The 22,404-nt window shown below is 73.1% G+C and carries 27 protein-coding genes; 13 read left to right on the forward strand and 14 right to left on the reverse strand.

Going from position 1 to position 22,404, the window contains the following annotated elements:
• Nucleotides 1-61: 61 nt before the first annotated feature.
• Nucleotides 62-2,137, reverse strand: coding sequence for an ATP-binding protein (locus tag IO20_RS0128635; protein ID WP_051874746.1), 2,076 nt, complete (start codon nucleotides 2,135-2,137; stop codon nucleotides 62-64).
• Between the two features lie 345 nt (nucleotides 2,138-2,482).
• Between IO20_RS0128635 and IO20_RS0128640 the strand changes: the two genes are divergently transcribed.
• The 6 genes from IO20_RS0128640 to IO20_RS0128665 all read left to right on the forward strand — a co-directional run bounded on the left by IO20_RS0128640 (nucleotide 2,483) and on the right by IO20_RS0128665 (nucleotide 8,663).
• Entirely contained in the window at nucleotides 2,483-3,178 is a 696-nt protein-coding gene (locus tag IO20_RS0128640) for a phosphoribosyltransferase (protein WP_051874748.1), read from the forward strand.
• Between the two features lie 461 nt (nucleotides 3,179-3,639).
• On the forward strand, nucleotides 3,640-4,044 hold the full coding sequence (locus IO20_RS0128645) for a ChaB family protein (protein WP_030555028.1): 405 nt from the start codon (nucleotides 3,640-3,642) through the stop codon (nucleotides 4,042-4,044).
• Nucleotides 4,045-4,095: 51 nt separating this feature from the next.
• Nucleotides 4,096-6,009, forward strand: a complete 1,914-nt coding sequence (locus IO20_RS0128650; protein ID WP_030555030.1) for a transketolase — start codon at nucleotides 4,096-4,098, stop codon at nucleotides 6,007-6,009.
• A gap of 607 nt (nucleotides 6,010-6,616) precedes the next feature.
• Nucleotides 6,617-6,838: a glycosyltransferase family protein gene (locus IO20_RS36980; protein ID WP_037636450.1), complete on the forward strand. Its 222-nt coding sequence runs from the start codon at nucleotides 6,617-6,619 to the stop codon at nucleotides 6,836-6,838.
• A 43-nt stretch (nucleotides 6,839-6,881) separates the two neighbouring features.
• The gene (locus IO20_RS0128660; protein ID WP_030555032.1) at nucleotides 6,882-8,063 is read left to right on the forward strand and encodes an alcohol dehydrogenase catalytic domain-containing protein; all 1,182 of its coding nucleotides are present in this window, start codon (nucleotides 6,882-6,884) and stop codon (nucleotides 8,061-8,063) included.
• A gap of 123 nt (nucleotides 8,064-8,186) precedes the next feature.
• Nucleotides 8,187-8,663: a hypothetical protein gene (locus tag IO20_RS0128665; protein ID WP_157850817.1), complete on the forward strand. Its 477-nt coding sequence runs from the start codon at nucleotides 8,187-8,189 to the stop codon at nucleotides 8,661-8,663.
• Between the two features lie 409 nt (nucleotides 8,664-9,072).
• Here the strand turns inward: IO20_RS0128665 and IO20_RS0128670 are convergent, their stop codons facing one another.
• The 6 genes from IO20_RS0128670 to IO20_RS0128695 form a co-directional block, all read right to left on the reverse strand.
• Nucleotides 9,073-10,257, reverse strand: coding sequence for a baeRF2 domain-containing protein (locus IO20_RS0128670; protein ID WP_030555036.1), 1,185 nt, complete (start codon nucleotides 10,255-10,257; stop codon nucleotides 9,073-9,075).
• 86 nt (nucleotides 10,258-10,343) lie between these two features.
• Entirely contained in the window at nucleotides 10,344-10,562 is a 219-nt protein-coding gene (locus IO20_RS0128675) for a hypothetical protein (RefSeq protein ID WP_030555038.1), read from the reverse strand.
• Between the two features lie 79 nt (nucleotides 10,563-10,641).
• Nucleotides 10,642-11,154, reverse strand: a complete 513-nt coding sequence (locus tag IO20_RS0128680; protein ID WP_030555040.1) for a DUF5709 domain-containing protein — start codon at nucleotides 11,152-11,154, stop codon at nucleotides 10,642-10,644.
• Between the two features lie 64 nt (nucleotides 11,155-11,218).
• Nucleotides 11,219-11,443 (reverse strand): DUF6480 family protein, encoded by a 225-nt coding sequence (locus IO20_RS0128685; protein WP_030555041.1) that lies wholly within the window; start codon nucleotides 11,441-11,443, stop codon nucleotides 11,219-11,221.
• An 88-nt stretch (nucleotides 11,444-11,531) separates the two neighbouring features.
• Nucleotides 11,532-12,497, reverse strand: a complete 966-nt coding sequence (locus tag IO20_RS0128690) for an LLM class F420-dependent oxidoreductase (protein WP_030555042.1) — start codon at nucleotides 12,495-12,497, stop codon at nucleotides 11,532-11,534.
• Between the two features lie 48 nt (nucleotides 12,498-12,545).
• A complete protein-coding gene (locus tag IO20_RS0128695) occupies nucleotides 12,546-13,184 on the reverse strand; it encodes an SRPBCC family protein (protein WP_078946202.1) in 639 nt (212 codons plus the stop codon).
• 154 nt (nucleotides 13,185-13,338) lie between these two features.
• On the opposite strand from IO20_RS0128695, the gene IO20_RS0128700 reads away from it, so the two are divergent.
• The gene (locus tag IO20_RS0128700) at nucleotides 13,339-13,875 is read left to right on the forward strand and encodes a cysteine hydrolase family protein (protein WP_030555046.1); all 537 of its coding nucleotides are present in this window, start codon (nucleotides 13,339-13,341) and stop codon (nucleotides 13,873-13,875) included.
• Nucleotides 13,876-13,961: 86 nt separating this feature from the next.
• Here IO20_RS0128700 and IO20_RS0128705 read toward each other — a convergent pair whose 3' ends face one another.
• The 3 genes from IO20_RS0128705 to IO20_RS0128715 are packed head-to-tail and all read right to left on the reverse strand — an operon-like array spanning nucleotide 13,962 to nucleotide 15,252.
• Nucleotides 13,962-14,378 carry a CBS domain-containing protein gene (locus IO20_RS0128705; protein ID WP_030555048.1) on the reverse strand — a complete coding sequence of 139 codons (417 nt, stop codon included), beginning with the start codon at nucleotides 14,376-14,378 and terminating at the stop codon, nucleotides 13,962-13,964.
• Nucleotides 14,379-14,437: 59 nt separating this feature from the next.
• Nucleotides 14,438-14,638, reverse strand: coding sequence for a CsbD family protein (locus IO20_RS0128710; RefSeq protein ID WP_030555050.1), 201 nt, complete (start codon nucleotides 14,636-14,638; stop codon nucleotides 14,438-14,440).
• 50 nt (nucleotides 14,639-14,688) lie between these two features.
• Entirely contained in the window at nucleotides 14,689-15,252 is a 564-nt protein-coding gene (locus IO20_RS0128715) for a type 1 glutamine amidotransferase domain-containing protein (protein WP_030555051.1), read from the reverse strand.
• 211 nt (nucleotides 15,253-15,463) lie between these two features.
• On the opposite strand from IO20_RS0128715, the gene IO20_RS0128720 reads away from it, so the two are divergent.
• Complete coding sequence (locus tag IO20_RS0128720) at nucleotides 15,464-15,619, forward strand: hypothetical protein (protein WP_030213722.1); 156 nt, start codon at nucleotides 15,464-15,466, stop codon at nucleotides 15,617-15,619.
• Nucleotides 15,620-15,854: 235 nt separating this feature from the next.
• Nucleotides 15,855-16,784, forward strand: coding sequence for a SigB/SigF/SigG family RNA polymerase sigma factor (locus IO20_RS0128725; protein ID WP_030555053.1), 930 nt, complete (start codon nucleotides 15,855-15,857; stop codon nucleotides 16,782-16,784).
• Here IO20_RS0128725 and IO20_RS0128730 read toward each other — a convergent pair.
• The 3 genes from IO20_RS0128730 to IO20_RS0128740 all read right to left on the reverse strand — a co-directional run bounded on the left by IO20_RS0128730 (nucleotide 16,720) and on the right by IO20_RS0128740 (nucleotide 17,976).
• Nucleotides 16,720-17,220 carry an ATP-binding protein gene (locus IO20_RS0128730; RefSeq protein ID WP_245685082.1) on the reverse strand — a complete coding sequence of 167 codons (501 nt, stop codon included), beginning with the start codon at nucleotides 17,218-17,220 and terminating at the stop codon, nucleotides 16,720-16,722. The two genes, IO20_RS0128725 and IO20_RS0128730, sit on opposite strands and share 65 nt — an antisense overlap.
• 1 nt (nucleotide 17,221) lies before the next feature.
• Nucleotides 17,222-17,638: an STAS domain-containing protein gene (locus IO20_RS0128735; RefSeq protein WP_051874751.1), complete on the reverse strand. Its 417-nt coding sequence runs from the start codon at nucleotides 17,636-17,638 to the stop codon at nucleotides 17,222-17,224.
• A gap of 134 nt (nucleotides 17,639-17,772) precedes the next feature.
• Nucleotides 17,773-17,976: a cold-shock protein gene (locus IO20_RS0128740; RefSeq protein ID WP_030213732.1), complete on the reverse strand. Its 204-nt coding sequence runs from the start codon at nucleotides 17,974-17,976 to the stop codon at nucleotides 17,773-17,775.
• Nucleotides 17,977-18,247: 271 nt separating this feature from the next.
• Between IO20_RS0128740 and IO20_RS0128745 the strand changes: the two genes are divergently transcribed.
• From IO20_RS0128745 to IO20_RS0128760, 4 genes are all read left to right on the forward strand, one after another.
• The gene (locus tag IO20_RS0128745; RefSeq protein ID WP_030555059.1) at nucleotides 18,248-18,526 is read left to right on the forward strand and encodes a hypothetical protein; all 279 of its coding nucleotides are present in this window, start codon (nucleotides 18,248-18,250) and stop codon (nucleotides 18,524-18,526) included.
• Complete coding sequence (locus tag IO20_RS0128750) at nucleotides 18,519-19,571, forward strand: polyprenyl synthetase family protein (protein ID WP_030555061.1); 1,053 nt, start codon at nucleotides 18,519-18,521, stop codon at nucleotides 19,569-19,571. The genes IO20_RS0128745 and IO20_RS0128750 overlap by 8 nt, the downstream gene beginning before the upstream one ends.
• 52 nt (nucleotides 19,572-19,623) lie before the next feature.
• Nucleotides 19,624-20,787, forward strand: coding sequence for an oxygenase MpaB family protein (locus tag IO20_RS0128755; protein WP_030555062.1), 1,164 nt, complete (start codon nucleotides 19,624-19,626; stop codon nucleotides 20,785-20,787).
• 308 nt (nucleotides 20,788-21,095) lie between these two features.
• A complete protein-coding gene (locus IO20_RS0128760; protein WP_030555063.1) occupies nucleotides 21,096-21,953 on the forward strand; it encodes a maleylpyruvate isomerase N-terminal domain-containing protein in 858 nt (285 codons plus the stop codon).
• 76 nt (nucleotides 21,954-22,029) lie between these two features.
• On the opposite strand, the gene IO20_RS0128765 is transcribed toward IO20_RS0128760, so the two are convergent.
• Nucleotides 22,030-22,398: a hypothetical protein gene (locus IO20_RS0128765; protein ID WP_030555064.1), complete on the reverse strand. Its 369-nt coding sequence runs from the start codon at nucleotides 22,396-22,398 to the stop codon at nucleotides 22,030-22,032.
• Nucleotides 22,399-22,404: the final 6 nt, after the last annotated feature.

Below are 22,404 nucleotides of genomic sequence, written 5' to 3' on the forward strand. Positions count from 1 at the left end.
CCGGGGGCTGACGACGCAGCTCCGGAGGTGCCCCCGACGGGCCGGAGGTGCCCCCGCGGTCTCATCCCTGCGGCCACGTCGCTTCCGTCGCGGAGGGGAGCGCTCCGCTCCGCGTTCCCGCGTGGGGCACCGGCACGAACGGCTTGTCGTGGCGCGCGGCGCCGTCGGCGGAGGGCTCCAGGTGGTCCAGCAGGCGGCGCAGCGCCGCGCGGGCCTGGGGAGCGGTGTCCGGGCCCGTCGCGAGGTGCGTCAGGGCGCGTTGGGCCCGGCGCCGTGCGCGGCCCGTGCGGCCGGCGCGGTGGTCGGCGAACGCGCGGGCGTACTGGGCCAGCGCCGTGGCCCAGGCGTCGTCGCGGTTGCGCGGCTGCGCGAGGGCGCGAAGAGCGGTGCGGCCGGCGGACTCGGGGTCGGTGTGGGCCTGCACGACGGCGAGCGCGGCCAGGCTGACGGTCGGCGGAGGACCGCCTGGCGCCGACTCGGGGACCATGTCGGCCGCTTGGCGGTAGTACCGGACGGCCTCCTCCGGGTCGTGCCGGTGCCAGGCCAGCGTGCCGTGGACGTGGGAGACGCGCCCGATGAGGGCGTCGTCGCCGGCCATGACGGCGGCAGGCCAGGCGAGGTCCAGGAGCCGCCGTGCGGTGCGCGGATCGTGAGCGGCGGTCAGCCAGGCCGCCAGCCACTGTCCGCGGGGTGCGAGCGGACTCCCGGCCGGGAGGTGGGGCAGGAGGCCGAGGACGAGGGCGCTGCCCTCGCGGCCCTGTTCGTGGACCGCCCACCAGAACCAGAGACTCAGCACCGCCTCAAGGGCTTCCTCGATGTGATCGCCGTCGGGCGGGCGGCCGTCGGCGCCGGCCAGCGCCCGGGGGGCGAGCGCCATGAGGTCGTCGTACTCGTCCAGGACGGTCTGCAGGGCCTGGTGCTGCAGACCCATGTGCCACAGGGTCTCGGCGACCGCCGCCACGCCACGGTAGTGGACGGCGTGCCGGGCCAGCGCGCCCGGCAGCTCCCCCGCGCCGCGGAGCCGTTCCGTGCCGAAGTCCCGTGCGGCGCGCGCCATGCGGTAGCGGGGCCGGCGCACCGCGCCCGGTTCTCCGAACGCGCGCAGCACCCCGGTGGCGCTCAGAAGGGCCAGGCAGGAGGGCACCAGGTCCGGTTCGACACCGGCTCCGGAGCACAGGAGTACGGCGGCGGCCTCGGTGAACGAGCCCTCGAAGACGCTCGCCCGGTGCCACACCGTCCGTACGAGCGGATCGCAGAGCGTGTGGACCGCGCCGATGGACGCGTGCAGGGAGCGGTGCCGCCGGAGCGCGGGGCCCGGGCCGGTCAGCCAGCACTGGTCCGCCTCCAGGCGGGCGGCGAGTTCCCCGAGCGTCCGGTCGGCCAGCTGGCCCGCGGCCAGTTCGATCGCCAGGGGGACGCCTTCGAGGAGGCGGCAGACCCTGCTGACCGTGGGCAGCTCGGAGGCCCGCACCGGCCGGCCGCCGTGGGCGCGGGACGGCGTGCGGGCCAGGAAGAGCGCGACGGCGGGGGACGGCTCCGTCCCGCCCGGCAGGCCGTCGACCTCCAGCGGCGCGACACGGATCACGTGCTCGTCGCCGAGCCCGAGCGCGCGGCGGGCCGTGACGAGGACGCGGAGACCCGGCACGGCCATGAGGAGGCGTTGGACCAGGCCCGCGCACTCGGTGTGCACGGGGTCGACGTCGTCCAGGACGACCAGCAACGCCTCGGCGGGTACGGCACGCGCCGCTTCGGCGATGTCCACGCACTCGCGCACCACGGCAGGGGTACGGCGGAGGGACGGGACGCCCTGGCCGGGCGGCGCCCCCGCCGCGGCGATGAGGGCGCGGAGCAGCCTGGCCGTCAGCGCGCGCGGTCCGACGGGGACACCGTCGTGCCAGCGCACCCGGACCACGGCCTGTCCCGCGTCAGCGGCCGGGGAGGCGGCCAGGGTCCGGGCGAGCCGGCTCTTGCCGATGCCGGCGGCTCCCGTCACGGTCACCAGCCGGTGCAGGGCCAGGGCCGACCGCAGTTCCGCCAGTTCGCCCTCGCGGCCGACAAGCCCGCGCGTTCCGCGCGACCGGTCCCCGGGCTCGGGCCCGTAGCCGTCGCCACGTGTCCATACGTCGGGATGCTCCACAGCCTGTCGCCACCGCTTCCGTCGGGGACGCCGCACGTCCGATGTCGGGTTCCGGCACGGATTCAGAAGTCAGGACCCGCGGCCGGAACCCGCAGGCCACGGGTGCAGAACCGTCACTGCAAGCGGCGTCACGGCTACCCCAACGCGCGACCGGTTCACCGAGTGGCGCCCGAGGCCACCGGACCACCCTCCATGACGAACGGCAGAACGCGTGACGCAATACGAACGACCCGTCCCAGCGGTCATTTCCGGGCCCGAACCGGGTACTCGCCCGAGAGTTCGGGCCGCCGGGGTCTCAGGGCCGTCGTCGGCCGCGTACGGCACCAGCGGGAAGGGTGATCCCCGATGCGGTTCCACGATCATCGGCAGGCGGGACAGGAGCTGGCGGCCAGGCTCGTCGAGTGGGCGGCCGACGGCGACCTCGGCGAGCCCGTCGTGCTGGCCCTTCCACGCGGCGGCGTGCCCGTCGCGGCGGAGATCGCCCGTGCGCTCGGAACACCGATGGACGTTCTGGTGGCACGCAAGATCGGCCTGCCGGACCGGCCCGAGGTCGGCGTCGGCGCCCTCGTGGGCGAGGACGCGCCCGTGTTCGATGAGGAGAGCCTGGCGATGCTCGGGATGAGTGAGGACGAGTTCGCCCCCGAGGTCGCACGGCAGAGGGCCGAACTGCACCGCCGGGAGGATCTGTACCGGCAGGGCAGGCCGGATCCGGAGACCGCCGGGCGGACCGTCGTCCTCGTCGACGACGGGCTCGCCACGGGCGTGACCGCGCGTGCCGCACTGCGTCATCTGCGGGGCACGGATCCGGGCCGGCTGATTCTCGCCGTGCCGGTCGGCTCACCGGAGGCCGCCGAGGCCATGCGCCGCGAGGCCGACGACGTGATCTGCCTGTACCGGCCGGACTCCTTCCGGTCCGTCGGCGAGTGGTACGAGGAGTTCCCCCAGGTCACTGACAACGAGGTGATCTCCACGCTTCGTACTCCGGCGATCAGCCCCGCCCGAGGGCCCGTGGGTCGCGGCGGAGCCTCACGCCGAGGCTGACACGGGCGGACCCCAGGCTGATACGGGGCCCTCGGGTCACCCCGCGCCCGAGGGTCACCGTCGACCCGAGGTTCACGGTGAACCGCCGGAGGGTCACGGTGCACCCCAGACTCACGGTGAGCCCGAGGGCCGTCGGACGTCACGGTGAACCGCCGGAGGGTCCCGGTGCACCCCAGACTCACGGTGAGCCCGAGGGCCGTCGGACGCGTTGTCCGCGCGTACTCGCATCGGCTCGGGCTGCATGTGAGGCCTGCGACGTACGGTGCGCGCCGCCGTGCCGGCCGGGTCGGCGCCTCCCCAGGGGCAGGCGCCGAACGACCCGCCGGATTCCGGCACCGACCCCGTTTGTGGCGCGGCCCCGGGGGCACCGCTGGGTGGGACCGCGATGAGGCGACCGGGCCGGGGACTGCCCGGCGCCCCGTCCCGCGTACGACGTCCCCCGCACATGACCGGAGGCGACCATGCCGGGACGAGAGGAGCTTCCCTCGACCCTGGAGCGCTCCCCGAAGGCGGCGCAGCGCACCTGGGTCAAGGCCCACGACTCGGCCGTGGAGCAGTACGGGGAGGGCGAGCGGGCCCATCGGGTCGCCTTCAGCGCGCTCAAGCACTCGTACGAGAAGGTCGGCGACCACTGGGAGCGCAAGGAACACGGCCGCAAGGGCCCTTCCGACCCACGGGCCGCCACCCCCAGGGAGCGACCGGCCCGCAGCGGTGAGGGAGTCGACGAGAGCGCCACCAAGCAGCACCTGTACGAGCTCGCGCGGCGCCTGGACATCGACGGCCGCTCACGGATGAGCAGAAGCGAGCTGCTGGAGGCGATACGCAAGGAGAACCGTACGCAGACGCGCGAAGCCCGCTCCGGATAGACGGGGGACCGCACGGGCCGTGCGGTCCCCCCGCGTGAAAGGACCTGCGCCATGACCGCGCCCCCCACCACCGCCCTCGGCCCCGCGAGCGATCTCGCGCAGGTCTTCGAGCTCGCCCAGCAGCTGCGGGTCGACTCCGTGCGGGCGAGCACCGCCGCCGGGTCGGGGCACCCCACCTCCAGCCTGTCCGCCGCCGACCTCATGGCGGTCCTGATGACCCGCCACCTGCGCTACGACTGGGACGCTCCCGACGATCCGGCGGCCGACCACCTGGTCTTCTCCAAGGGGCACGCCTCGCCGCTCCTGTACGCCATGTTCAAGGCGGCCGGTGCGATCGGCGACGACGAGCTGATGACGACCTACCGCCGCTCCGGCCACCGCCTGCAGGGCCACCCCACCCCCGTGCTGCCGTGGGTGGACGTGGCCACGGGCTCGCTCGGCCAGGGCATCGCGTACGGCGTCGGGATGGCGCTGGCGGGCCGGGAGCTGGAGGGCCGGTCGTACCGGGTGTGGGTGCTGTGCGGTGACAGCGAGATGACCGAGGGCTCCGTGTGGGAGGCCCTGGACAAGGCCGGGCACCACCGGCTGGCCAACTTCACCGCCCTGATCGACGTGAACCGTCTCGGGCAGAGCGGAGCCACCGAGCTGGAGTGGGACACGTCGGCCTATGCCCGCAGGGCCGAGGCCTTCGGGTGCCGGGCGATCGTGGTCGACGGCCACGACCTCGCGGCCGTCGACCGGGCCCTGACCACGGCCGCCGACGGACAGGCGCCCACCGTGGTCGTCGCCAGGACGGTCAAGGGGCGTGGTGTGACGGAGGTGGCCGACAAGAACGGCTGGCACGGCAAACCACTGCCGGTGGACATGGCGGACCGTGCCGTCGCCGAGCTCGGCGGCGTGCGCGACCTGCGCGTGCGCGGCCCCCGGCCGCCCGACGCGCCACCGGCCGACGTGGCGGCGACCGGCGTGGCGGCGGGCGCGAACGGCGGACCGTCGTCGCCGCCTCGCTACGACGTCGGCGACGAGGTCGCCACCCGGGTCGCCTTCGGTGGCGCCCTCGCCGCTCTCGGCGCGGCACGGCCCGATGTCGTCGCCCTCGATGCCGAGGTCGGCAACTCCACCCACGCCGAGGACTTCCGCACGGCCCATCCCGAGCGGTACTTCCAGACGTACATCGCCGAGCAGCAGATGATCGCCGACGCCGTCGGCATGGCGGTACGCGGCTTCCGCCCGTACGCCACGACCTTCGCCGCCTTCCTGACGCGCGCCCACGACTTCATCCGCATGGCCGCCGTGTCGCAGATCGACATGGCCCTGTGCGGCACCCACTGCGGTGTCGAGATCGGCGCGGACGGCCCGTCGCAGATGGGCCTGGAGGACCTCGCCATGATGCGGGCGGTGCGCGGTTCGACCGTTCTCTATCCCAGTGACGCCACCTCGGCGGTGGCCCTGACCCTCGCCATGGCCGATCTGGACGGCATCTCCTACCTGCGGACGACCCGTGGGGCGTATCCCGTCCTCTACGCCGACGGCGAGGCCTTCCCGGTGGGCGGTTCCAAGACGCTCCGCCAGGGTGACCACGACGAGGTCACCCTCGTCGGCGCGGGGGTCACCGTCCACGAGTGCCTCGCCGCCGCCGAGCAGTTGGCGGCCGACGGCGTCCGGGCCCGCGTCGTCGACCTGTACTCCGTGAAGCCGATCGACACCGAGGTCCTCGCCCGCGCGGCCCGGGACACCGGCGCGCTCGTCGTCGTCGAGGACCACCATCAGGAGGGCGGGATCGGCGAGGCCGTCCTGTCGGCCCTCGCCACGGACGCGGGGACCCGCGCCTCCGCCCGTCCCGCCTTCGCCCACCTCGCCGTCACCGGTCTTCCGGGCTCCGGCACGTCCGGGGAACTCCTCGACGCGGCCGGCATCTCGCGCTCCCACATCGTCCGCGTCGCCCGCGCGCTGGTCGAGCGCTGATCGTCGGCGGGGTTCGTCCCGGCGCTCTTGGGCGCCGTCGCCACCACTGCCCGGACGGGAGGGGAAAAGTCCGGGCAGCGGCAACGGGCCCCTGCCCGGACGGTGCCGGTCCATGCGCCGCCGATTCCCCTGGATTATTCGCTTCTCGTCGGAAATATCCGCATCCCGGGAGTAGCGCTGCTCGACACGGGTAGCCGCACGGCCGGGTTCCAGGTGGACGCCCCGGGACATCCGGACCAGCCCGAGGCCCGCGAGACCGTCCGTGGTCGCCGGGCGGGCCGTGGTCCTCCGGACCGGCCGTCGTCTTCCGATCCGGCCGAGAGGCTCCGGCGCGCGTCCCGATCCCTCCCCCTCCCCCGCCCCCTTCCGTTCAGCGTCCCGAGGGCGGACCCTCCCCGCCGACACCGGAAAGGCCCCCATGCGTGTACTCGGCGTCAACGCCCTCTTGGCATCGGCGACCCGTGGGGGAATCCCTGCGCCAGGCGTACGCCCGGTGCGCCCCCGGCTTCCTCCCGACCGCCCTGCCGGGCCTCGACCCGGCGTCCGTGCGGTTCGTCGGGCACCACTTGGCGCATGCCGCGTCCGGCGCGGAGTCGGCCGAGAACTCGTGCCGCTACCTGTCCGAGCAGCGGCAGACCGTGGGCGTCAGCAGCGTCTGGCCGCGACGGTACGGCAGCTGCCGGCCGACCCGGCCCTGCGCTCGGAGTACGGGCGGGCCGGCCGGCGCCGGGTCCTCGAACGGTTCACCTGGGCGCGTGTCGCCGCCGCGACGGAGGAGTCCTCACAGTCGGTCGTCGCCGCCCGCGTCCCGATGGCCGCGACGCCGTGAGCCGCCCGGCGCGGCGCGGAGGGAGAGGAAGGAGGTGGCCGTGATGAAGGCCGTCACATGGCAGGGCAGGCGGCATGTCTCGGTGGAGACGGTGCCGGATCCCACCATCCAGGAGCCCACCGACGTGATCGTGCGGATCACGACGTCCGGGCTGTGCGGATCCGATCTCCATCTGTACGAGGTGCTGGGGCCGTTCCTCGATCCGGGGGACGTGCTGGGGCACGAGCCGATGGGCGTGGTCGAGGAGGTGGGCCCCGAGGTACGGCGGATCCGGCCGGGCAGCCGGGTCGTGGTCCCGTTCAACATCTCCTGCGGCACCTGCGCGATGTGCGCCCGCGGACTGCACTCCCAGTGCGAGACGACGCAGGTGCACGCGTACGGCACGGGGGCGGCCCTGTTCGGCTACACGAAGCTGTACGGGCAGGTGCCGGGCGGTCAGGCCGAGTACCTGCGGGTGCCGTTCGGGAACATCCTGCCCATCCCGGTGCCGGAGGGCCCGCCGGACGACCGCTTCGTCTACCTCTCGGACGTGCTGCCGACGGCGTGGCAGGCCGTCGAGTACGCGGAGGTGCCGCCCGGCGGCTCGGTCGCGGTGCTCGGGCTCGGCCCGATCGGCGACATGGCCTCCCGGATCGCCCTTCTGAAGGGAGCCGGCCTGGTCATCGGGATCGATCCCGTTCGGGAGAGACTCGACCGCGCGGCGGCCCGGGGCGTACACACCCTGGATCCGGCCGACGACGACGAACTGGTCGACCGGGTACGTGACCTGACGGACGGCCGGGGGCCCGACGCGGTCGTCGACGCCGTCGGCATGGAGGCCCACGGCGCGCCGATCGCCCGCGGTCTGCAGTCGCTGGTCGGCCGACTGCCCGACGCCCTCGCCGGGCGCCTGATGCGCCGTTACGGCGTCGACCGGCTCTCCGCGCTGCACCTGGCGGTCGAGTTGGTACGCCGAGGGGGCACGGTGTCGCTGGCGGGCGTCTACGGGGGTGCGGCCGATCCGATGCCGCTCCTCGTGATGTTCGACAAGCAGATCCGGCTCCACATGGGCCAGGCGAACGTCCTGCGCTGGGTGGAGAAGCTGCGGCCCCTCCTCGGGGACGACGATCCGCTGGGACTCGACGGCTTCGCCACGCACCGCCTGCCGCTCGCGGAGGCACCGGACGCCTACGAGATGTTCCAGACCAAGCGGGACGGCGCGGTCAAGATCCTCTTCAAGCCGTGAGGCCGGTCGGCGTACGGGCCGGCGAGGGAAACTCTCCCCCGGCGTGTGCGGGACACGGCAGCGGGTAGCCGCCGCGGCGAGACGTCCGCGCACGAGGAGTGCCTACCGAGGAGGTGGTGCGTGATGTCCCCCAGCACCGTAGGAGGCCGGCGCGGGCGCCGGGTGGTCCCGGGCGTCCTGGTCGCGGCGGGCGCGACGTTCGTGCTCGCCCTGACCGGATGCTCCGACGACGGCGGCGGGTCCGGCGGCGTCGCGGACGACCGGGCGGACGCCACGGCGGCCGTCTGCGAGGAGTTGACGGGTCTCCGGGGCCACAGCGGCGAGATGCGGAACCTGGACCCGTCCGAGACGGTTCAGGGCATCCAGGACGTCAGGGCCGACATGACCGACGACATGGCGGAGATCCGGGACGCCGCCGAGGAGGCCGGGGTGAACACCGACGCCCTGCAGGCCGCCTTCCGGGAGCTGGACGTCACGATGGACCACCTGGACAGGAACATGACCGGGCCGGCGGCGGTCGACCAGGTCACCCCGCATCTGGACAAGCTGGACAAGGAGATCACGAACACGGAGAACCTCGCCGGATGCGTCCCTGCATGAGGCGGCGCGCGACTCCTGACGATCCTTGCCGTCAGGAGTCGCGCCGGCGCCCGCTCGGACGGTTCCGACGCGTCCGCGTGACGGCCGAGGAGATGACCCGAGGCGGGGCTGCGGGCCTTCACCCACACCCTCTTCCAGGAGGCGCATCCGGCGAGCCCGAGGCACAGGGTGCTCGTCAGGAGACAGGCGGTGATCGGACGCATGGAGCGAGGATGGACCGCCCTACGACGGCCGTTCCGGTCGGATGGTCTGGCACGCACGGTCCCCCGAGACGGTGGGTCAGGAACGCGGCCCGGAGCCGCAGATCGTGCGCGGCGAGGACTGCAGCGGCGAGCTTCCGATCGAAACCCCTGATCGCCCCGTACCCGCCGGAACCGCCGGCGGGTACGGGGCGTTCCGGGGTCGGCGGTCACACGGTCGTCGGCGTCTGGGAGGACGACGACGGGCCGGGGGTCCAGCGCAGTACGGCGCCGAAACCGCCCGCCGGGCCCGCCATGTCCTCGGGCACCACGAGCACTTCGGAGTCGGCGGCCACGCAGGCGCGCAGCAGGGCGTCGTCGGCGCGGGCCTCCTCCGGCCTGCCGAACCCCCAGCCCTTCGCCTCGGTGCGGCCGACGGCGATGTCGTACGCGCCGGTGCCGACCCAGACCGGTCGTCCGGCGTCGGAGGCGTCGTGGCCGAGGAGCAGGGTGGCGACCTGGTGTTCCCGTGCGGCCTCCACCACGGCGGGTACGCCTTCGGCGGCGGGTCCGGGAGCGGTCTCGACGGTCGACTCACGGTGCTCGCCGGGCCGTCCGCGCGCCGCGCGGAACGCGTCGAGCTTGCGCTGCACGCGTTCGCGGGCGTACCGCGAGCGCGCCTCCTCGATCTGGCGGGCGAGGTTCTCGGTGGACGCGCCGGGGGCCCGGCTGCCGTTCTCCACCTCGACGGCGAGGTTCCGCAGCTGCTGCGGCAGCCGCTCCCGTACGGCCTTGCGCTCGCGTGCGTCGCCGGCCAGGACGAGCAGCGTGCCGCCGTCCTGGGGGCAGCGCCGGGCGATCTCGGCGGCGATGATCTCGGCCGTCTCGTCCCAGGCGTCCTCGACCTTGTTGGTGTAGTGCCATTCGTAGCGGTCCTCGGGGATGCTGCGGTGGCCGCGGCCCTGCCACCGCTCCCCTTCGGCCGTGCCCATGCGCTCCCTGCCGAAGGAGTGCCACCGCTCCAGGTCGGCGCCCGTGCGGTCGATGAGTGCGACCATGCAGTCCGGTTCGTCGGTCCGCAGGAACACCAGCGGGGCGATGTGCGGGAGGCTCGACCAGGTCACCTCGACGGCCGGCGGGGCCACCGGGAGCGGCAGGTCGAGCACGACCTCACCGGCCGTGGCGAAGAGGGCGCGGCCGGGCGGCGCACCCGAGGCCGGCTCGGCCGCGAGCCGCTCGGCGACCGCGCGGATGGAGGCCGGATCGGCGCCTTCGTCGACGAGGGCGGCCACGACGGACCGGTCACGGAGCTTCTGGATCTTCACCGCGTCCTCGGTGGCCCGGTTCGTCTCGATGAAGACGGAAGCCCAGGGGCCGAAACGTTCCAGAAGCGGTTTGAGGAAGTCGAGGTCCATGGTGTCCCCAATGTCGTCGGGCGGGCGTCGTTGCCTGAGCCTTCGCCTTTCGCTCGGTCACGGGTCCCCGGGTCGGTGCCGGTCACTCACCTTCCGCGGCGCCCCTTCCTCTCCTTCGTGCCGGTCTCGTCCTCCGTCCCGCGTTCGCCCTCCGCCTGGGAGGGAGTGGTCTGCCGCATCGCGTCGTCGCCGTCGCCCAGCAGCTGTGCCTCGCGGGCACGGGCGGCCTCACGGTCCAACTCATGCTGCCGCCGCGTCGCGTCGTCCGACGCGTGCTCGCGGGGCCCGTCCTTGCGCGCGCTCATGGCCTTCCTCCACTCGTCGGGGTCTTCGGAGGGCGACTGCCCCGGCGCACGGCGGCCATGCGGGGGCTCCGCCGCCCCCCTAGGGTTCGCTCTCGGACGCCGCCGTCCGTTCCTCCTCGGTCCTGTCCGCCGCGGTGTCCACGTGCATCGCGGCCTCCTCGGCGGGCGCGGCCCCGTCGTCGGGGCCCACGTCCCGGGCGACGGCGCGGTCCACCCGGCCCGTCCGCGTGGCGACCGGGGCGAGCCGGCCGGCCCGGGTCGCACCGGCCTCCTCGTCGACGGGCTCGCCCGCTCCCTCCGGCAGGTCCCCGATGCCGTCGCCCTCGGGCGGCAGCACATCCGGGACCTCCTGGGCGAGCCTGTCGTCGAGCGACTCTCCCTCCCGCTGCTCGCGCTGGGTGGTGCCGTGCCGGGTGACGCCGCGCGGGCGCTCGGGCGGGGAGTAGCCGGGGACGGACATGTCCTCGAGCGGGTCGGACACGATCGCGTTGTCCGGATCGAGTTCGCCGGAGGGCCGGTTGGCCGCGTCGGAGTGGGTGGGCTGGTAGACGTCGTCGCCGCGGGCGCCGGGGTCGGGCTCGTTGGGGGCCATGGCCGGTTCCCTTCGTCTTGGTGGGAGGGGCGGGTGGGCGGCTGCGCTGCGGGCCGGTGTCCGGTCAGTCGGTGGCCAGGATGATCGCGTACACCAGGAAGAACAGGGCGCACACGACGACCAGAATCCACAGCAGCAGGAGGGGGCCGGTGGTCCAGCCGCGCCGGGGCGGCCGGTGCGGGCCGGTTCCCGTGCCGGTCCCCGACTCCGCCGGCGGTGTCTCGCCCGGTCGCATGCCGCCGGCCGGGAGGTTCCTGGGGTCCGGGTCGGGGTTGCTCGGTGCGGTCATGGGGTCTCATCTCCCTGCGGGGTACGGAGGGTCCGTACGGTCGGACGGCCCGGTCCCGAGGATCCGGTGACGCGTCCCGGGGTCGTCCCTAGAGGTCGCGGAGGGCGGGCAGCAGCGTCGTCTCCGCCCAGCGCAGGAAGGGCGTCTGGTGGGCGCCCCCGACCTGGACGAGGGCGAGGTCGGTGAAGCCGGCCTCGGCGAAGGGGCGGACGGCGTCCACGACGGCTCCGACGTCGTCCCCGCAGGGGACGCTCTTCGCCACGTCCTCCGGGCGGACGTACTCGGTCGCCTGCTCGAAACCCGCCGGGAGGGGAAGCTCGGCGTTGAGGCGCCAGCCGCCGACGGACCAGCGGAACTGCTCGTGGACACGGGCCACCGCGGCGTCCCTGTCGGTGTCGAAGCAGACCGGCAGCTGGCCGATGCGGGGCTTGCCCGCCCCTCCCTGCGCGTCGAAGGCGTCAAGCAGCTCGCGGCTGGGCTCCGTGGCGATGACCAGATCGCCGTGGCGGCCGGCCAGCGCGCAGGAGCGGGGGCCCGAGACCGCGATGCCGACGGGCGGCGGGGTGTCGGGGACGTCCCACAGTTTGGCGTCGTCGACCTGGAAGTGGCGGCCGTGCCGTGTCACGTACTCCCCGGTGAACAGGGCGTGGATGATCTCGGCCGCCTCGTCGAGCATGCCCAGGCGGACGCGCGCCGAGGGCCAGCCCCGGCCGACCACGTGCTCGTTGAGGTTCTCTCCCGAGCCGAGGCCCAGCCGGAACCGGCCTTCGGACAGCAGTTGCAGCGTCGCCGCCTTCTGCGCGATCACCGCGGGGTGGTAGCGGAAGGTCGGGCAGGTCACGAAGGTCATCAGGGGAATGCGGGTGGTCGCCTGCGCGGCGGCTCCGAGGACGCTCCACGCGTACGGCGCGTGCCCCTGTGACGCCAGCCAGGGGAAGGAGTGGTCGGAGATCACGGAGAAGTCGAATCCGACCCGCTCCGCCTCGACCACGTGCCCGACCAGCTCACGGGGGCCTGCCTGCTCGGTCATCATCGTGTATCCGAAGCGCATCATGACCCGCGACTTGCCACGGGGGGCGTGCCTGAAACGGTCCCCGGCCCGTCACATGCCGGCGCGGGGGTCCGGGTCCTCGGGGCCGGGCGGCATCGGCCAGGCGTTCCGCTCGTTCCCGGGCGTGGGCATGTTCTTGGGTCCGGGCTCCGCGGGGACCGGACCGGGTCCCTCACCCATGGCGGCGCCAGGGGTGCTCTGGCCGGTCTCCCCGCCGGCGCTCGTCCCCGCGTCGGCGGGGCGGATACGGCCACGCCAGCCGCCTGTCTCCCGGCCTTGTTCCTCGATGAAGCCCTTGAACCGCCTCAGGTCGCCCTTGACCCGCCGGTCCAGCAGGCCCATCGCGTCCGCGGCCTTCTCCAGGACGCCGTCGGCCTCGACGTCCATGGCCAGCCGCACCCGGGTGTGCTCACCGTCGAGGGGCTGGAAACTGACGACGCCCTTCTGCTGCACGTCGCCGCCGACGGTCCGCCAGGACACGCGCTCGTCCGGCAGCTGGTCGACGATCTCCGTGTCGAACTCCTTCCGCACCCCTGCCACCTTCGTCCGCCAGTGACAATGCCGGTCGTCCGTCTGCCGTACGTCCTCCACGCCCTCCATGAACCTCGGGAACTCCTCGAACTGCGTCCACTGGTCGTACACCGTCCGCAGCGGCACATCCACGTCGATCGTCTGCTCGACCCTGCTCATGACGGCCTCTCCTTCACGTCGTGTCACGGACACCATCGCGCGTACCCGGCGATCGGCGCCCCATGCCCGGTCGCCTGGCGCCTCGCGGACGGGCCGGTAGCGTGGACATGCGGGTATGTACCGGTACGTACAGGGAATGAACCGGGAGTCGGTCTTGGCGAAGGACGCGCTCGTCGTCATCGACATGCTCAACACCTACCGACACGAGGACGCGGAGCGGCTCGTGCCGTCGGTGGGCCGGGCCCTCCCCGGCATCGTGCATCTGCTGCGGCGCGCCAGGGCGGCGGGTGTTCCGGTCATCTACGCGAACGACAACTTCGGCCGCTGGCGATCCCACCACGGCCAGATCCTCGACATGGCCCTCTCCGGCGACCATCCCGAACTCGTCGAGCCGGTCCGGCCGGACGAGGACTCCCTGTTCGTGGTCAAGGCCCGCCACTCCATCTTCTACGAGACGCCGCTCGCCTATCTGCTGCGCGGTCTGGAGGTCGACGGGCTCGTCCTCACGGGCCAGGTGACCGAGCAGTGCGTCCTCTACTCCGCCCTGGACGCGCACATCCGGCACCTCGGGGTCACGGTGCCGCGGGACGCGGTGGCCCACATCCACGGGGACCTGGCGGACGCGGCCCTGCGCATGGTGGAACGGAACATGGGCGGTCGGATCGTCGACGCCGTCGACATCTCGTGGTGACCCGGCGGCATCCGGTGGGTCCCTGGCGCGCGCCGCGGCCCGGTGACGGCGCGCTCGCCACCGGGCCGGGCGGTCTCCGGGCCGGGTCAGGATTCCGAGACCGTCTCCACGAGGTCGCCGGTCTGCCGGTCGGAGAGGGAACGGGCGACGTCGGCCTGGGCGATGATGCCGACGAGGATGTGTCCGTCGATGACGGGGACGCGGCGGATCTTGTGTTCGCTCATGACGCTCAGCACCTGATCGACACTGTCGTCCGCCTTGACGGTGATGATCTCGCCCTGCGCGCACTCGCCGGCCGTGCACTGTGCCGGGTCCTTGCCCTGGGCGACGGCCTTCACGACGATGTCGCGATCGGTGAGCATGCCCTTCAGCTTCTCGTCGGGGCCGCATATGGGCAGCGCGCCCACATCGAGCTCGACCATCTTCCGGGCGGCGTCGACGAGGGTCTCGGAGGAGCGGACACAGGTCGCGTCCGGGGTCATGATGTCGCGTGCGGTGGTCATGACTATCACCTGCACTCAGGGTCGTGGTGACTGTGTCTGACAGGTGAGGCCGGCAGGCCCTAGGCGGGCGGGCGCGGCTTCATGTCGTCGACGGCCTTCCCGCTGCGCCGGTGCCCCTTCCCCTTCTCCATGGCCTCACGGGCCTTGCCCTTCATCTCCTCGGTCTTGCCCTCGGCCTCCATCCGCTTGTTGCCCGTCGCCTTGCCCACGGTCTCCTTGATCTTTCCCTTGGCCTTCTCCATACCGCTCTTCTTGGCCATGAGGGGCTCCTTTCTCGTTCTTCTCATCTCGTTCTTCTCGTCGGTACGCGTCATCCACCGTTCCCGCCGCCGTCGAGGGCGTCGACGATCGCGGCCGCGAAGGCGTCGATGTCGTCGGGCCTGCGGGAGGTGATCAGGGGGTGGCGTCCGGAGGTGTCGACGACGACCTCCCGGTCCACCCAGGTGCCGCCGGCGTTCTCCAGGTCGGCGCGCAGCGACGGGTACGAGGTCAGTTCACGGTCCCGGGCCAGTCCGCTGTCCACCAGGAGCCAGGGGCCGTGACAGACCGCGGCCACCGGTTTGCCGGCGTCGGCGAAGGCCGAGACCAGGCGCAGCGCCTCCTCGTCGGTGCGGAGCCGGTCGGCGTTGACGGTGCCGCCCGGGACGACGACGGCGTCGAAACCGTCCGCGGTGGCGGTCGCGAGCGTCGTGTCCGGTGCGACCTCGGAGCCCGGGCGACGGTCCGATACGAGGGTGTGGACGGGCTCGTCCTTCTGCGCGGCCACCGTGACGCGGGCTCCGGCCTCGCGCAGGACGGCGATGGGTTTCTCCAGTTCGACCTGCTCCGTCCCGTAGTTCGTCGTCAGGACGAGGACGTTCCTTCCGTCGAGCATTCCGTCGGGCTTGCCGTCAGGCGACACGACATGTTCCTCTCTGCGGATCGGGCCCCACCGTTCCTGCGGGTCACCGCGCAGGCGCCGCTCAAACCTCGTACGCCCGGCGAGAACGAGCCACACATGATTTCCCGACGAGGGGGGAAACGCCGGGGATCCAAGGGTTTCGCGCCGAGGACCGGCCGGCCCCAGAGGCAACGGAGGTTCTGCCATGGTTCCCCTTCTTCTCGTCCTCCTGGTGATCCTGATCCTGTTCGGCGCGGGCTTCGCTCTCGACGTGCTCTGGTGGATCGCCATCGCGGTGCTCGTGGTGTGGCTGCTCGGGTTCCTGATGCGGAGCGGCAACGGCCGTTGGTACCGCTGGTGAGGCGGTGGGTCAACTCGTCACGGAGGCCGTTCGCGCAATGAAGGCCGGCGCCCGCGCCCCGGAGGACTCCGGGGCGCGGGCTCTGGTGCGTAGCCCCGAGGACGAATACGGACCAAACCGTGTCAAACCTCCAGGCAACGGGAACCCTTCCTTCAGGACGCTCGACTGACGGGCCCCACGACTCCGCCCCCTCGGCGGCAACGGAGGCCCCTCGCCGCCGTCGAAGGAGCTTTCCATGGCCACCGTCCGTGACCGCTCGGCCACCTCCCCCACGACCCCGGGAACCGCCGGGACGCCGGGCGCCATGATGCGCCGGGCCGCGCTTGACGGCCTGCCCGAGACGACCCGGCCCACCGCCGTCTCCACGGGCGACGCCCGGACCCTCTCGGTCGCACTCTTCGAACGCCTGCGCGTACTGGAGGAGGGCACACCGGAGCACGCGTACGTCCGCAACACCCTCGTGGAACTCAATCTCAGCCTGGTCAAGTTCGCCTCCCGCAGGTTCAGGAACCGCGCCGAACCCGTGGAGGACATCATCCAGGTCGGCACGATCGGCCTGATCAAGGCGATCGACCGCTTCGACCCCGGCCGCTCCATCGACTTCTCCGCCTTCGCCCTTCCCACCATCGTCGGGGAGATGAAGCGCTTCTTCCGCGACACCAGCTGGGCCGTCCGCGTCCCGCGCCGCCTCCAGGAGATGCGGATCGATCTCGCGAAGGCCGCCGACGCCTTGGAGCAGGACCTCGGCCGGCGGCCCAGCCGCGCCGAGCTCGCGGCGCGGCTGCACCTCACGGAGGACGAGATCACGGAGGGCCAGCTGGCGGCCCACGGCTACGCGGCGCGCTCCCTGGACGTCCCCGCGGGCGACGAGGACTCGGCGCCCGGCGCGAGCCCGCGGCACCTGGCCGCCTCCGAGCCCTCCTACGAGCTGATCGAGTCCCTCACGTCCTTGCGTCCGCTCCTCGAGCGGCTCCCCGAACGCGACCGGCACATCCTGGAGCTCCGCTTCGGCGAGGAACTCACCCAGGCGGAGATAGGCCGGCGGATCGGACTCTCCCAGATGCACGTCTCGCGGCTGCTCACCCGGATCCTCGGCGAACTCAGGAAGGGTCTCCTCGAGGAGGCCACGGAGGAGGCTGCCACGGCGGCCTCGACGAGCGACTGACCTCCAGCCAGACCACCTTGCCGACCGCTCCCGGGCCCCTGTCCTCGCTGCCCCAGTCCCCGGCCAGCCTGTCCAGGACCATCAGGCCGTGGCCGCCGGGCAGCGCGGGCGACCGGGACCTCTGGACGTGGGGGTGCTCGGGGCTGGTGTCGGCCACCTCCACGCGGAGCCACCCGCCGCCGTGCCGCAGGACCAGCTCCTCCGGGCCGCCGGCGTGCAGACAGGCGTTGGTGACCACCTCGGACACCAGGAGCAGCACGTCCTCGACCCGCTGCTCGGCCTCCTCGCTCTCCGCGGGGATCCAGCCCCACTCGGCGAGCGCCCGCGCGGTGAAGTCGCGACAGCGTGACACCACGCCGCGGGTCCCGTACAGCGCGAGCCTCCGCACCTGCTCCCGGGAGCCGTCGACGCTCTCCGGCATGTCACCCGCCGGCATGTCACCCGCCGCCTTCGTGGCCGTGCCGGGAGAGCGCCTCGTCCGTGTCCTCGTACACGGCGAAGATGCCCCGGGCGCCGGTGATGTCGAACATCCGGTCCACCGGGGGACGCAGTCCTGACAGGTCCAGACTCCCTCCGGCCTCCAGCATCCGCAGCCGGGCCCGGAGCAGCACGTTGAGTCCGGACGAGTCGCAGAAACTGAGGCCGGAGCAGTCGACGATGACCCGCCCGCTGCCGTCGCCCCGTTCCAGCTGCTTCCGCAGCGGCGCGACGGAATCGCGGTCGAGTTCGCCCGCCAGCACCAGAACGACGGTGTCCGAGTCCGGTACGGGCCGTACTTCCACGCTGACGCCGCCGACTCCGAACCGGTCGGGCAGGTCTCCCTCCCCGCCTTCCGTCCGCTCTTCGTTCCGCATGCGCTCACCCGCCTTCTCGTTACTTTTGCCCTTTCTACACCTTTTTCCACGCCTTCAAGGCGCCCATGTCGCAGCACGCAGACGGCGCCCGCACAGAGTGCGGGCGCCGTGGAAAGCTGATGCGCGGGGCCGGATCAGCCGCGGACGATGTTCTCCGCCTGCGGGCCCTTCTGGCCCTGCGTGATGTCGAACGTCACGGCCTCACCTTCGGTGAGCTCGCGGTATCCGTTGCCCGAGATGTTCGAGTAGTGAGCGAATACGTCCGGTCCACCGCCGTCCTGGGCGATGAAGCCGAAGCCCTTCTCGGAGTTGAACCACTTCACGGTGCCGCTGGCCATGCTCGTCCTTCTGGTCAATCCGGCAGCGACCCCGGTGCCGGGCGCTGCGGCGCCCTTCTGCGGGCGTCCACACCTGTCCTCCCCCGCCTCGCCCGTACCTACACCCATGTTTCCGATCTTCTTACCGCGCTCCTCGAAATCCGTACGTCCGAGCGAGTCGATCACTCGTCCGTGAGTTGCACCGCCGACGCTGCACGCGCGCCCCGATCCTTGCGTGGGCGGGCCGCGATCCTGCCGCCCTGTCGCAGCCGGCTGTGGGTGGGGAGAGGTCATGACGCGGGACGCGGGACGCCACGGAGGCCCGGCCGGGCAGGCGGTGCTGCTGGCGGCCGGGCTCGCGGACGTGGCGGTGAGCGCGCTCGGTTCCGCCCTGAGCGCGGTACGAGGCCTCGCCCACCGCTCGGACGCCGCGGAACTGGTCGCGGAGGCCGAGCGGGACCTGGCCGCGCGGGGGCGTCTGGTGCTCGACCGCTACACGGCCGTGCCCCCGGCCCATCTGGAGGTGCTCGCCCAGCACGTGCTGGCCCGGCGGGTCGGCACAGGTGACTGAGCGGTGGGAGCCGGCCGCGTTCCGGGCCCGGGTCGACGCGGTGCTGCACCGGTTCGTCGCCGACGAGGTCGATCTCCTCGCGGCGGTCGACCCGGCCCTGGCTCCGGTGGCCGAGCAGGTGGAGGCGGCGGTAGCGGCGGGCAAACGGCTGCGGGCGGCGTTCTGTTACTGGGGCTGGCGCGCGGCCCGGCAGCCCGAGAGCGACGCGCTGCTGCGAGCGGCGGCGTCCATGGAGCTGGTGCACGCGGCCGCGGTCGTGCACGACGACCTCATCGACGACAGCCCGCTGCGGCACGGGCGGCCCACCGCCCATGTGGCCCTCGGCGGCGCCGTACGGCACCATCCGCGGGCGCCGGAGGCGGCCAGGTCGCTCGCGATGCTGGTCGGGGACCTGCTCATGTCGCTGGCCGGGCAGCTGTTCGCGACCAGCGGCCTGCCCGCCGCCTACCTCGGCCGGGCGAGACCGCTGTGGGCCGCGCTGGCCCGGGACCTGATCGCCGGTGAGTGCCTGGAGATCCTGCACACCGGCGCCGCTCCGGACACGGCGGCCTCGCTGAAGGTGATCCGCTACAAGACCGCCAAGTACACCGTCGAGCAGCCCCTGTTGATCGGCGGCGCCCTGGCCGGTGCGGGTGAGCGGCTGCGCGAGGGGTTCAGCGCCTACGGGCTGCCGCTGGGCGAGGCCTTCCAGCTGCGGGACGATCTCCTCGGTCTGTTCGGAGACCCGCGGCACACCGGCAAGGCCGGCTCCGACGACGTACGCGGCCATCGGCCCACCGCCCTGCTCGCGGAGACGTGGCGCCTCGCAGGGCCCGACGAGCGGGAACGGCTGAGCGCCCTGCTCGGCCGGTCCGACCTGGACGAGGACGGGCTGGAGGCCGTACGCGACGTGATGCGCCGGCTGCGGACGCCCGACCGCGTCGAGCACATGATCACCGCCCGGGTCGAGGAGGCGCTCGCCGCCCTCCGCGACCTTGACGTGCCCGCGCCCGCCGACGCCGCCCTGACCGCCTTGGCGCACTCGGCGGCGACCCGGCGGTCCTGACACCCGTCGCCGGGGCGCGGCCGACGCCCCGGCGTAGACAAGGAGCCTTGCCATGGCGCCCACCGACGCATCGACGAACGCCCTGCGGCAGTCCGGTGACGAACTCGCCGACGCCACCGTCGCCGCTCTCTTCGAGCGCGGCGAGACCGGCACGTACAACACCCTGATGCGGTTCTTCTCCACCGCCGGCGCCCCCCTGCCGGACGGACTGCCCGATGTCGCACGGGAGTACCTGGAGGCCACGAGCGCGCCACCCTCCTGGGTGGACTGGGACGAGATGGAACGGGCCCGGCTGTTCCTCGTCGACAACAACGTGCACGTCGCCACCGCGCTGTCCTTCGCCGCCATGCCCGCCTGCTACCTCGTCCCGCACGTGGCGAAGCTGCTGTCCACGACCCACGGCCTGAAGTACCCGGCCACGCGCATGGCGGCGACCGGTCAGTTCACCGTCTACCTGATGCGGCCCGACGCGTTCGAGGCCGGCAGCCGCTTCCTGCCCGCCGCGCAGAAGGTCCGCCTGCTGCACGCCTCCATCCGTCACCACCTCACGCGCGAGAACCGCTGGGACACCGCGGTGTCGGGGGTGCCGATCTGTCAGGAGGACATGATCGGCGGGCAGATGTTCTTCTCGCTGCTCGTCCTCGACAGCCTGCACCGCCTCGGCATCCACATGTCCGAGGAGGGAGCGGCCTCCTACTACTACGCCTGGCGCGTGGTCGGCGCCCTCCTCGGCGTCGACCAGGAGGTCGTCCCCAAGTCCCTGGACGAGGCCCGGGAGTTCCTCGACCGGTACATGATCCGGCACATGGGTCCGTCCCCGGAGGGCGCCCTGCTGACCCGGCAGCTCATCGACCTGTACGAGGACGTCGTGCCGGGGACCCTGCTCGACCCGATGGTGCCCGCGCTGGTCCGCCACCTCGTCGGGGACACCTGCGCCGACTGGCTGGACGTCCCCAGCACGCCCTGGGACACCGTCGTCAAGACGGTGCCCCACTTCCTCGGCGTCCTCGAGACCATCGAGGACCGCTCGCCGCTGGGCGCCTGGGCGCTCGACCGGCTCGGCGATCTCACCACCCGCTTCGAGCTGTCCTCGCTCACGCGGGGGCGCGTCATGCACTACGCCGTCCCCGAGCACCTCAGGGAGGAACACGGCCTTCCCGGTGCCCCGTCCCGCACCCGGCGCTGGACGCCGCCCGCCGCCACGGTGTCCCCGTGAGCGGGGCGGGCGGCGGGGCGAGAGGCCCCGGGTGGCACGGGAGGGTGGCGGAGATGGCCGGCCGGGCCGCGCGCTGCACGCGGTACGCGGCGAGGTCGGCGGGGACCTCGACGGCGACCCGCTCCCGGTAGGCCGTCTCGACCGCGGCCCCGACGCCCACCGGAGGGTGCGGCGGGGCGGGCAAGCTCATGTGCGACATCCCGTCGGCCTGTGACAGAACGGACTCATGACGCCGGTGCCCGGCCCCTGTCGCCTCGGGTGTAACTGGCGGTAACCTACGGGCCCTGTCCGCGATTCGGGGGATTCCCATGGGTGCCGTCACGTCGTTCGATCCGGTCGCCGAGCACGAGAGGACCCGCGCCGCGTTCGGCGCCGTGCTCCCGGGGCTGGCCCGGCTGTTGCGCGAGACCCCCGACATGGACGCGCCCTCCGGCGTCCCGGCGTGGACGGTCGGCGATGTCGGCGCGCACCTCGCGGGCGCGTACTTCGCGTACGCCGCCGGCTTCACCGACGAGCCCATGGACTGGGACGGGATCGTCCCGCGGGGCGACGGGCCGCTCGGCGAGCGGATCGCGGCCGTGAACGCCCTGTCCGTCGGTCTCCTCGGCCGGGAGGAACGGGCCCGTCTCCACGAGGTCGTCGCCGAGCGGGGCGAGACGTTCCTGCGGCTCACCGAGGGTCTGGCCCCGGACACTCCCGTCGCCGCGCCCTGGCTCGGGAGGGAACGGACGATCCCGCTGTCGGCGGCCACCGGTCTGATGCTCGGTGAGGGCCTCGTGCACGGTCTGGACATGGCGCGCGGGGCCCGACGGCCCTGGCCCATCGGCGCGGACGAGGCGGGTCTGGTGATCGGTCAGTCGATGCCGACGATGATGCCACTGGCCCTGGACACGGTGAAGGCGCGCGGGGTCCGCATCGCGTTCGACCTCGTACTCAAGGGCGGCCCCCGGCTGGCGGTCGTCGTCGGCGGCGGGACGGCGACCGTGACGCGCGACGCCCCGCCGCGCGCGTACGACTGCAGGATCACGGCGGCGCCGGTCACATTCCTGCTGGTGTCGTTCCGGCGCACACCGATCTGGAAGGAGATGGCGCGCGGCGGGCTGCGGGCCGGCGGGCGCAGGCCGTGGCTCGCGACGCGGCTCGGCGAACTCATCGCCACGCCCTGACCGCGCTGGTCAGCGGGCCGGTGGGGCCTTCGGTCAGCGGCGGTTTGCGTTCAGCGAACCAGTGGGGTCAGTGGGGTCAGTGGGTCCACTCCTTGAGGACGTCCGCCACCCGTCGGACGTCGATGCGGCCCTCGGCCACCCGCTCGACGAGGTCGATGGCCTCCTCCGCCGATACGTCGACGGGGTACCCGGAGGCGTGGAGATAGGCCGCCGCGACGACGACGCCGTACAGCTCGTTGGAGTGTTCGAGGGCCGGGACGCGGACGAACGTCTCCAGGAGCGCGGCGGCCCGGTGGTGCGGCTGGTCGTAGACCGGGGTGTCCATCACATGGAAGACGTGGCGGGCGCGGGCGGCCTCCAGCGCTCCCCAGTCGGAGATCTCCGGGTCGCCGGGTATCTCGGACTGGGCGACGGCGAGCAGCCAGGACAGGTCGATCCGGAGCAACGCTCG

This window comes from Streptomyces exfoliatus, assembly GCF_000725545.1.
Classification (GTDB): domain Bacteria; phylum Actinomycetota; class Actinomycetes; order Streptomycetales; family Streptomycetaceae; genus Streptomyces; species Streptomyces exfoliatus.